The 10,000-nt window shown below is 70.1% G+C and carries 2 protein-coding genes; both read left to right on the top strand.

The window, feature by feature from the left end; translation table 11 throughout:
* Positions 1-4,261 (top strand): type I polyketide synthase (locus tag ACIQD6_RS36085; RefSeq protein WP_401891290.1); only part of this gene is annotated, 4,261 nt, incomplete at its 5' end.
* An 81-nt stretch (positions 4,262-4,342) separates the two neighbouring features.
* Positions 4,343-10,000 (top strand): SDR family NAD(P)-dependent oxidoreductase (locus ACIQD6_RS36080; protein ID WP_401891287.1); only part of this gene is annotated, 5,658 nt, incomplete at its 3' end.

The following is a 10,000-nucleotide window of genomic DNA, read 5'->3' as shown; positions in this document are numbered from 1 at the left end:
TGATGCGGGTGGGTTGCGGGGGAGTAGGACGGGTGTTTTTGCGGGGGTGATTCCGCAGGATTATGCGGCGCGGTTGGGTTCGGTGCCGGATGAGGCTGCGGGGTATGTGGGGATTGGTAATACGACGAGTGTGGTGTCGGGTCGGGTTTCGTATGTGTTTGGTTTTGAGGGTCCGGCGGTGACGGTGGATACGGCGTGTTCGTCGTCGTTGGTGGCGTTGCATTTGGCGGCGCAGGCGTTGCGTGCGGGTGAGTGTGAGGTGGCGTTGGCGGGTGGGGTGACGGTGATGTCGTCTCCTGCGACGTTTGTGGAGTTCGGTCGGCAGCGGGGTCTTGCGGCGGATGGGCGGTGTAAGGCGTTCGCGGGGGCTGCGGATGGTACGGGGTGGGGTGAGGGTGCTGGTGTGCTGGTGCTGGAGCGGTTGTCGGACGCGCGTCGTCTTGGTCATCGGGTGCTGGCTGTGGTGCGGGGTTCGGCCGTCAACCAGGACGGTGCGTCGAATGGTCTGACGGCACCGAACGGGCCTTCGCAGCAGCGGGTGATCCGGCAGGCGTTGGCGAGTGCCGGTCTGTCCGCCGATGATGTGGATGTGGTGGAGGCGCACGGTACCGGGACGACGCTGGGTGATCCGATCGAGGCGCAGGCGTTGCTGGCGACGTACGGTCAGGGCCGTTCGGGGGACGGGCCGTTGTGGTTGGGGTCGGTGAAGTCGAACATTGGTCATACGCAGGCGGCCGCGGGTGTGGCTGGTGTGATCAAGATGGTGATGGCGTTGCGGCATGGGCGGTTGCCGGTGACGTTGCATGTGGATGAGCCGTCGCCGCATGTGGATTGGTCTGCGGGTGGGGTGCGTCTGCTGACGGAGCCGGTGCCGTGGGCGGCTGGTGGTCGTCCGCGGCGGGCGGGTGTGTCCTCGTTCGGGGTCAGTGGTACGAACGCGCACGTGATCCTGGAGGAGCCGCCGGCTGTGCCGCCGGAGGCCGTTGTGCCGGTGGATGTGTCGGGTCCGGTGCCGTGGGTGGTGTCGGGTCGTGGTGATGCGGGTCTGCGCGGTCAGGCGGCGCGGTTGGCGAGTTTTGTGCGAGCCCAGCAGGCTGCCGGCCTTGTCGACCGTGAGTGGTTGTCGGGTGTGGCTGCGGGGTTGGCCGGACGGGCCGCCTTGGAGCAGCGGGCTGTTGTGGTCGGCACGGATGTGGATGAACTGCTGCCCGGTCTTGATGAGTTGGTTGCTGGTGGGCGGTCGCTGTCGGCTCGGGCGGACTCCGGTGTGGTGTTTGTCTTCCCTGGTCAGGGTGGTCAGTGGGTCGGAATGGGGCGTGAACTTCTGCTCTCCTGGCCGGTGTTCGCTGAGCGGATGGCTGTGTGTGAGCGGGCTCTGGATCCGTTTGTGGACTGGTCGTTGCGTGAGGTTCTGACGGGCGGGGAGCGGGACTGGTTGGGCCGGGTGGATGTGGTTCAGCCGGTGTTGTGGGCGGTGATGGTTTCGCTGGCGGGGGTGTGGCGTGCGGCGGGGGTTGAGCCTGATGCTGTGGTGGGGCATTCGCAGGGGGAGATTGCGGCTGCGGTGGTTGCGGGTCGGTTGAGTGTGGAGGACGGCGCCCGGGTTGTGGCGTTGCGTTCGCGGGCGTTGCGGGAGTTGGCCGGGCGTGGGGCGATGGCGTCGGTCGCGTTGGATCCGGGGGAGGCGGAGGCTTGTCTGCCGTCTTCGGTGTCGGTGGCGGCGGTGAACGCGCCGGGGCAGATTGTGGTGAGCGGCCCGCCGGATGAAGTGGCTGCGCTGTGTGCGCGGTTGGAGGGGCAAGGGGTACGTGCGCGTCGTATCGAGGTGGATTATGCCTCGCATCATGCGCAGGTGGAGGTGGTGGAGGAGCGGTTGCGTGCGGAGTTGGCCGGGGTGGTTGACCGGGGTGGTTCGGGGCCGGAGTTGGTGTCGACGGTGACGGGTGAGCCGGTTGCCAAGGGAGGGCTGGACGCGGGGTACTGGTACCGGAACGTGCGGGAGCCGGTGTTGTTCGCGGATGTGGTGCGCCGGTTGGAGGGTGCGGGTCCGCAGGTGTTCGTGGAGATCGGTCCGCATCCGGTGTTGTCGTTGGCGATGGAGCAGACGGTCGGTGACAGCCCGGTGCTGCATACGCTGCGTCGCGACCGGCCTGAGGTGGCTCAGTTGCTGAGCAGTCTGGGTGCTGCCTGGGCGGCTGGTCTGCCGGTGGTCTGGCGGGAGCTGTTGCCCGCCGTGGAGCCGGTGGCGTTGCCCACGTACGCCTTCCAGCGGCAGCGTTATTGGATGGACGCGCCTCCGGCGGTGGCGCTGACCGGCGCCTCCGGGACCGACGCGTGGCGCTACGGTGTGGGCTGGACGCCGCTGACCGCCCAGCACGCGGGTGAGCTGCCCCGGAAGTGGCTTGTGCTGTGCCATGACGAGGCCGAAGCCGGCGACGTACGGCAGGCGTTGGAGCAGGCCGGTGCCCAGGTCGAGGTGCGGGTGCTGCCTACCGATCAAGACCTCGACCTCGACCTCGATCGCGAGCGCGTGGCGAAGCTGCTGGCAGGTGCCGAGCACATCGCCTATCTGGCGACCGGGTCCGACCGGAGCCACTCGGTCGTTCTGACGGACCTGCTGGCGGTGGTGCAGGCGGTCGTGGAGCGGGAGGGTGCCCGGTTGTGGGTGCTGACTCGTGGTGCGGTGTCCTTGCCGGGGAACGGCTCGGCCCCTGATCCGGTGCTGGCGGCGGTGTGGGGTCTCGGCAGGGTGTTCGGTCTCGAACATCCGGCCCACTATGGCGGTTTGGTGGATCTGCCGCGTGCTTGGCGGTCGGGTTCGGGTGATCGGTTGGTCGCGGCGTTGGCGCAGCCGGTGGAGGATCAGTTGGCGGTGGGGCCGGATGGTGTGTTCGTGCGCCGGTTGCGGCGTGCTCCGGTGCGGTCCGGTGATGGTGAGCGGTGGCGGCCGAGCGGGACTGTGCTGGTGACCGGTGGTACCGGTGGGCTGGGTTCGCATCTCGCGCGGTGGCTGGCGCGGAACGGGGCTGAGCATGTGGTTCTGGTCAGCCGGTCCGGGGTGGAGGCTCCGGGTGCGGTCGAGTTGGCCGAGGAGTTGCGTGCGGGCGGTACCCCGACCACGGTCAAGGCCTGCGACATCACCGATGCCGGGCAGTTGGCGGAAGTCCTGGGAAGTACCGGGCACCCGCCGATCACCACCGTCATCCACGCCGCCGGGGTGTCCAACGACGTGGTGCTCACGGACCTCACCGCCGCAGATCTGGAAGACGTACTCGCGGCGAAGGTGCGTGGCGCGGACGCGCTGGCGGAGCGGCTTGCCGACGGAGCGTTCGAGCGGCTGGTGCTGTTCTCGTCGAACGCCGGAGTCTGGGGCGGTGCGCGGCAGGGTGCCTACGCCGCCGCGAACGCGTACCTCGATGCCCTGGCGGAGCGCCTGCGCGCCGCCGGCCGGTCCGTGACGTCAGTCGCCTGGGGGCTGTGGGACGCCGAGGGCATGGGCGGGGGCGAGGCCGGTTCGCGGCTGAGCCGGCTCGGCCTGCGGCCCATGGCACCGGATCGCGCCGTCGCGGCGCTGCACGAGGCGCTCGGCCTGGACGAGACGTTCGTGGCCGTGGCGGACGTGGACTGGGAACAATTCATACCCGCCTTCACCATGGCCCGCCGTCGTCCGCTCGTAGAGGACCTGCCCGAAGCCCGGCAGGTCACCGCCGCGGCGGACCACCAGGACGCGAGCAGCGCATCCGGGCTCCTGGCCCGGCTGGACGGGCTGGACACCGGCGACCGCCTCGACCTGCTGTCCACGCTGGTGTGCGAGGAGGCGGCCCGGGTACTGTCGCACTCCAGTCCCGACGCGATCGAGCCCGAACGGGCCTTCCGGGACATGGGGTTCGACTCCATCGCCTCCGTCGAGCTGCGCAAGCGGCTCAACGCCGAGACAGGCCTGCGACTGCCGGCCACCGTGGCCTTCGATCACCCCACCCCGAGGATCCTCGCCGAGCACCTCCGAGCCGAACTGCTCGGGGTGGCCCCGGACGTTCCGCCGTCCACCCGGGTGTTCGGCGACATCGACCGCCTCGCGGGGACCTTGGCGGAGGTTGCCGAGGACGACGCCGTACGCAAGCGGGTGACGCAGCGGCTCCGGGAACTCCTGGACTTCTGCGACAGCACCTCGCGCGACGCCCAAGGCATGGGCGCGCAGCTCGGCTCGGCGAGCGACGAGGAGATCTTCGAATTCATCGACAAGCGGTTCAAGCGCTCCTAAGACCCTGACCGCAGACCCTGGCCCCCCGCCTGTCTGCATCGACCGCCTGTCTGCATCACAGCTGTGAGGAAGGCTCACGAAATGGCTAACGAGGAACAGCTCCGGTCCTACCTGCGGTTCGTCACCACGGACCTGCACGAGACGCGCGAGCGTCTGGAGCGACTGGAGTCCGAGCAGCACGCCCCGATCGCCATCGTGGGCATGAGCTGCCGTTTCCCCGGAGAAGTGCGCTCACCTCAGGAGCTGTGGGACTTCGTAGCCGCCGGTGGCGACGCGATCTCCGACTTCCCGAAGGACCGTGGCTGGGACCTCGACACGCTGTTCGGCACCGATCCGGAGGGGCCCGGCGCGTCGTACACGGCGGCCGGCGGCTTCGTCTACGACGCGGGCGAGTTCGACGCGGGCTTCTTCGGGATCAGTCCGCGCGAGGCGCTGGCGATGGACCCGCAGCAGCGGCTCGTACTGGAGTGCTCGTGGGAGGCGATCGAGCGAGCGGGCATTGACGTGTCCACCCTGCGCAACTCCAGTACGGGCGTGTTCGTGGGCGCATCCGCGCAGAACTACGGCACGCTCGCCGACCACACGGGCGAGGGAAGCGAGGGCTACTTCCTGACGGGGAACGCGGCGAGTGTGGTGTCGGGGCGGTTGGCGTATGTGTTCGGTCTTGAGGGTCCGGCGGTGACGGTGGACACGGCGTGTTCGTCGTCGTTGGTGGCGATGCACTTGGCGGCGCAGGCGCTGCGGGCCGGTGAGTGCTCGCTCGCTCTGGCCGGTGGTGTCGCGGTGATGTCGACGCCGGGTGCGTTCGTGGAGTTCAGCCGCCAGCGCGGCCTCGCGCCCGATGGGCGGTGCAAGCCGTTCGCGGCAGGAGCCGACGGTACGGGCTGGGGCGAGGGCGCCGGTGTGCTGCTGTTGGAGCGGCTTTCGGACGCGGTGGCCAACGGCCACCAGGTTTTGGCGGTGCTGCGGGGTTCGGCCGTCAACCAGGACGGTGCGTCGAACGGCCTGACGGCCCCGAACGGCCCTTCGCAACAGCGGGTGATCCGGCAGGCGTTGACGAATGCCGGTCTGGCTGCGGGCGAGGTGGACGTCGTCGAGGCGCACGGCACCGGTACGACGCTGGGTGACCCGATCGAGGCGCAGGCGCTGCTGGCCACGTACGGGCAGGGCCGGCCGGAGGGCCGTCCGTTGTGGCTGGGTTCGGTGAAGTCGAACATCGGCCATACGCAGTCCGCCGCGGGTGTGGCGGGTGTGATCAAGATGGTGATGGCGATGCGGCACCGGCAGCTGCCGGAGAGCCTGCATGTGGATGAGCCGTCGCCGCACGTGGACTGGTCCGCGGGCGAGGTACGGCTGCTGACAGAGGCCGTGCCGTGGTCCGCGAGCAGCGGGCGGCTGCGAAGGGCCGGGGTGTCCTCGTTCGGGGTCAGCGGTACGAACGCCCACGTGATCCTGGAAGAGGCACCCGCGGTCGAGCTCGATCCCGAGCCGGCGGTGGAGGTGCCGGGTCCGGTGCCGTGGGTGCTGTCGGGCCGTGGTGATGCGGGGCTGCGTGGTCAGGCGGCGCAGTTGGCCGAGTTCGTACGGGGCCGTGAGGACGTGGATGCCGCCGGGATGGCTGCGGCGTTGGCCGGTCGTGCGGTGCTGGAGAACCGCGCGGTCGTGGTGGGCTCCGGTGTCGCCGACGTGGTGGCAGGGCTGGATGCGCTGGCCGAGGGCGTCTCGGCTGAGGGGCTGGTGACGGGTTCGCCGGTGGGTGGGAAGACGGCGGTGTTGTTCACCGGTCAGGGCTCCCAGTTCGCGGGTATGGGCGCGCAACTCTACGAGCGCTTCGAGGTGTTCGCCGCTGTGGTGGACGAAGTGTGCGCAGTGGCCGATGAGTTGTTGCCCGAGCCGTTGCGTCCGGTGCTCTTCGGTGAAGGCCGGCGTGGTGACCTCCTTGGCGAGACCGTCTTCGCTCAGGTCGGGTTGGTGGCGTTGGAGGTGGGACTGTGGCGGGTCCTGGCCGAGAGCGGTGTCCGTGCGGATGTGCTGGTGGGGCACTCGGTCGGTGAGATCAGTGCCGCAGTCGCGGCAGGCGTGCTCAGTCTGGGCGATGCGGTGCGGTTGGCCTGCGTGCGTGGCCGGCTGATGCAGGGGATCGCGGGTGACGGCGTTATGGCCTCGGTCGCTGCCCCTGCCGGGGAGACCGCGGAGCGGGTCGGCGGAGTTGCCGGTGTGTGGGTGGCCGCGGTGAATGCGCCGGAGTCGGTGGTGCTGGCCGGTGAGCCGGATGCCGTGCGCGATGTGGTGGAGCAGTTGGAATCCGACGGCGTACGCACCCGCTGGCTTCCGGTCGACCACGCCTTCCACACCCCGCTCATGGACCCGATGCTGGAGGAGTTCGCTGCTGCCCTGGCGGATGTGGAGTTCGCGGCACCCCAGATTCCGATCGTCTCGACGGTGACGGGAGAGTTGGCGGGTGCCGATTTCGGTAGCGCCGCGTACTGGGTGGAGCATGCCCGGCAGCCCGTACGGTTCGCCGACGCGGTGCATACGGCCAGGGAGTTGGGGGCCCGGATCTGGGCCGAGGTCGGTCCGCAGCCCGCGCTTTCCGCCGCGATGGAAGAGCGTGCGGGCGAGGTTGTCGCGAGTTTCCTGCGGCGCGACCGCGACCAGGCCACCAGCCTGCTCACTGGCCTGGCCCGGCTGCATGTGCACGGGGTCGGGGTGGACTGGGCCCACTGGGTTCCCCGGACGCGACAGCCGGTGGAGGTGCCGACGTACGCCTTCCAGCGTCGCCGGTACTGGGTGGCGGGGGCCTTGGGGACGGCCGGGGGTTCGCTCACGGGAGCGGGGCTGACGGTCGCGGGCCATCGGCTGCTCGGGGCGCAGGTGTCGCTTGCCGGTGGTGGAGTGGTGCTGTCGGGTCGGCTGTCGGTGGCGGCGCAGCCGTGGTTGGCCGACCATGCGGTATCAGGTGTGGTCGTGCTGCCGGGAACGGCGTTCGTCGACCTGGTGGCGCATGCCGGTCTTCAGGTGGGGTGTGCGCGGGTCGAGGAGTTGACCCTTCAGGCGCCGTTGGTGCTGGCCGGGGACGGTCCGGGCGTAACGCTGCAGATTGTGGTGGACGAACTCGACGAGCACGGGCAGCGGGCGGTCAGCGTCTCCTCGCGCCCCGATGTCGCCGACGGTGAGTGGACCCGGCACGGCGCTGGTGTCCTCGCCGAGACGGCGGACGTCCCCGAGACGGTCTGGGCCTGGCCCCCGGCCGGAGAGCCGGTCCCGGCGGAGGACGTCTACGCGAGGCTGGCGGATGCCGGGTTCGACTACGGCCCTGTCTTCCAGGGGCTGAAGCAGGTCTGGCAGGACGGTGAGGACGTCTACGCGGAGGTGGCGCTGCCCGACGACCCGTCAGGTTTCGCATTGCATCCGGCGCTGTTGGATGCCGCTCTTCACGCTCTCGCCGTGGCTCCCGGTACCGGAGAGGGCGGGCTTCCGTTCGCGTTCACCGGGGTCACCGTTCACCGCACCGGTGCGCGGATCCTGCATGCCCGGCTGCGTCGGGGAGGCGATGGCGTCACCGTTGAGGCCGTCGACCCGACCGGACGGCCCGTGGTCACCGTCGAGTCCCTCACCTTCCGGCCGGTCAACCAGGAGAGCCTCACAGGTTCCCCGGCCTCCGCTGCGCGACTCCTGCGGATGCGGTGGGCACCGGTGCCCGGCCTGACCACCGACGGCATGAAAGACCCGGTGCCGGAATGGGTGCTGGTGGGGAACGGCGCGGGCGATCACGTGGATCTGGCGTCGCTGAACGAGGCGCTGGAGAGCGGAGCCGCGTCCCCCTCCCTGGTGGTCCTCTCCTGCTCCGGCACACCGGGCGGGACCGGCGACGGGAACGAAGCCGAGGGAGCCGCTCGCGCCGAGGCGATCCTCGTACGGCTGCTGGCCGAGGTGCAGGCGTTCCTCGCCTCGCCCCACCTGACCGACGCCCGGCTGCTGGTGCTCACCCGGGGTGCGGTGACCACGGAGGCGCCGGTGTCCCCGGTGGACCCGGCCATGTCCGCGATCTGGGGCATGATCAGGTCCGCCCAGACGGAGAACCCGGATCGCTTCGTCCTCCTGGACCTCGATCCGCAGGACGCTCGCGAGGAGGACGACACGCTTCGCGCGCTGCCCCTGCCCGCTGTACTGGCCGGAGGCCTCGACCAGCTGGCAGTGCGCGGCGGCGAAGTGATCGCGCCGGCCCTCGGGGAACTCGACGAGACCGACCGGCTGCGGCTCCCTGAGCACGGCCCATGGCGGTTGTCGACGGGACCCGGCGGGACGCTGACGGAACTGACCACGATCCCGCACCCACAGGCCGTCGCGTCCCTGGCACCGGGAACGGTCCGGCTGTCGATGCGCGCCACGGGCCTGAACTTCCGTGACGTACTGATCGCGTTGGGCATGTATCCGGGCGAGGCCACGCTGGGCAGTGAAGGTGCGGGGGTGGTCACCGAGGTCGGCCCGGACGTCACCGGACTGGCTGTGGGGGACCGCGTCATGGGCCTGATCCCGGAGTCGTTCGGCGACGTGGTGGTGGCCGACGCGCGGACCGTGGCCCCGATCCCGCCGGAGTGGTCGTTCGCGGAGGCGGCATCCGTGCCGGTGGCGTTCCTGACGGCGTACTACTCGCTGGTGCGGCTCGCCGGTCTTCGTGCGGGTGAGCGGGTGCTGATCCATGCGGGTGCGGGCGGCGTGGGTATGGCGGCGGTCCAACTTGCTCGGCACCTCGGTGCGGAGGTCTTCGCGACGGCGCATCCCTCCAAGTGGGGGGTTTTGCGGGGGCTCGGGCTGGCGGAGGATCACATCGCTTCTTCGCGTGATCTCGGTTTCCGTGGGGCGTTCCTCGGCGTGACCGGTGGTGGCGGGGTCGATGTGGTGCTGAACTCGCTGGCGGGCGAGTTCGTGGATGCCTCGCTCGAACTGCTGCCGGGTGGCGGGCGGTTCATCGAGATGGGCAAGACCGATGTCCGGGAGGCCGCCTCGCTGCCGTCCGGGGTCCGGTACCGCACCTTCGACCTCTCCGAACCGGAACCCGCACAGATAGGGGACATGCTCTCCGCGCTGCTGGCGCTGTTCGCCGCAGGGCGGCTCACGCTGCTGCCGATGACGGCATGGGACATACGACAGGCGCCTGTCGCGTTCCGCCACCTCAGCCAGGCCAGGCACATCGGCAAGAACATCCTCACGCTGCCGGTCCCGATGGACCGGGAGGGGACGGTGTTGGTGACGGGTGGTACGGGTGTGCTGGGTGGGTTGGTGGCCGAGTGGCTGGTGTCGGTGTGTGGTGTGCGGCATCTGGTTCTGGTGGGGCGTCGTGGTCTCGCCGGGTCTGTGGTGGAGCAGGTGGGGCGGCTGACCGGGCTGGGTGCGCGGGTGCGGGTGGTGGGGGCGGATGTGTCGTCCCGGGCCGGTGTGGAGGAGGCTCTGTCCGCGGTGGATGGGGGGCATCCGTTGACGGGGGTGGTGCACGCGGCCGGAGTCGTGGACGACGGTGTGGTGGGCTCACTCTCGCCCGAGCGTGTCGGCGCGGTGATGGGCGGCAAGGCGGGCGGCGCGTGGTGGCTGCACTGCTTGACCCGTGAGCTGGATGTGTCGTTCTTCCTCACGTTCTCGTCACTGGCCGGTGTGGTGGGTTCCCCGGGACAGGCGAACTACGCGGCGGCGAACGGGTTCCTGGACGGTCTGGTGCAGGAGCGGCGAGCGCGCGGACTG

This window comes from Streptomyces sp. NPDC088400, assembly GCF_044753355.1.
Lineage (GTDB): Bacteria > Actinomycetota > Actinomycetes > Streptomycetales > Streptomycetaceae > Streptomyces.
The sequence above is the reverse complement of the archived record's forward strand: the minus strand, read 5'-3'. Positions and strand labels throughout refer to the sequence as shown.